This is a genomic window from Paraburkholderia sp. RL17-381-BIF-C, from assembly GCF_046026435.1.
In the GTDB taxonomy this organism is placed as follows: Bacteria; Pseudomonadota; Gammaproteobacteria; order Burkholderiales; family Burkholderiaceae; genus Paraburkholderia.
In genome coordinates this window covers 1-839 of the sequence record NZ_JARESX010000199.1, presented here as the reverse complement: position 1 = coordinate 839, position 839 = coordinate 1, and the positions used below count along the sequence as shown (strand labels likewise).

Below are 839 nucleotides of genomic sequence, written 5' to 3'. Positions count from 1 at the left end.
AACCGGCTCAATCAGCCGCCGTGGAAGCTGCCGGCCAATCATGCACTGAGTGGCACACGCACGCGCGACCTCGCCGGATTGCAGGCCAACCAGATCGTCGCCGACGACACGCCCGGCAAACTACAGGTACAGGTCAGCAGCGATCACGCGCAGTCGCGCCTTGTGCTGGGTCATAACACGCGCATCGATGGCAACGAGGGGCGCAAGGAGGAACGCGGCGAGGGGTGGGAACTGGCGACGGACTCATGGGGCGTCGCACGCGCTAACAGGGGGTTGCTCGTCACCACCGAGACGCGGTCAGGTGCCACTGCGCCAGTGAAGGACATGGGCGAGACGGTGCAGCGACTCACGCAGGCGCGCGAGTTGCATGAGGATATGGCACAGCTTGCGCAGCAGCACAAGGCGCAGGATGCACGGGCGAGCCAGCGCGATGCAACGCAAACAATCAAAAAACAGAACGATGCACTCAGGGGCGGCACGCTAACCCGTGACAATCCGTCGCCGGAAATGACCCGCCCCGACCTGCTTCTGGCGAGTGCAGCGGGCCTCGCGACAACCGCGGCGGATAGTACGCACCAGGCCAGCATGAACGATCACGCAGTCACGGCAGGCCGCGACTACAGTCTGTCCGCAGGACGTTCGTACCACGCCTCAGTGAGAGGATCGATTTCCCTGTTCGCCTACCAGGACGGCATGAAGTTCATGGCGGCCCGAGGCCGGATTGACATGCAGGCACAGGGCGACGAGATGGGACTAGCCGCATTAAAGGACGTGACGGTCACTAGCACCAATGGACGGGTTGTTATAACCGCCGCGAAGGAAGTGTGGATCGGCGCGGG

At 63.4% G+C, this 839-nt stretch carries 1 protein-coding gene; it reads left to right on the top strand.

Annotated features, from left to right (window positions below; genetic code table 11):
• Positions 1–839 (top strand): DUF2345 domain-containing protein (locus P0D70_RS36650; protein WP_408188117.1); only part of this gene is annotated, 839 nt, incomplete at both ends.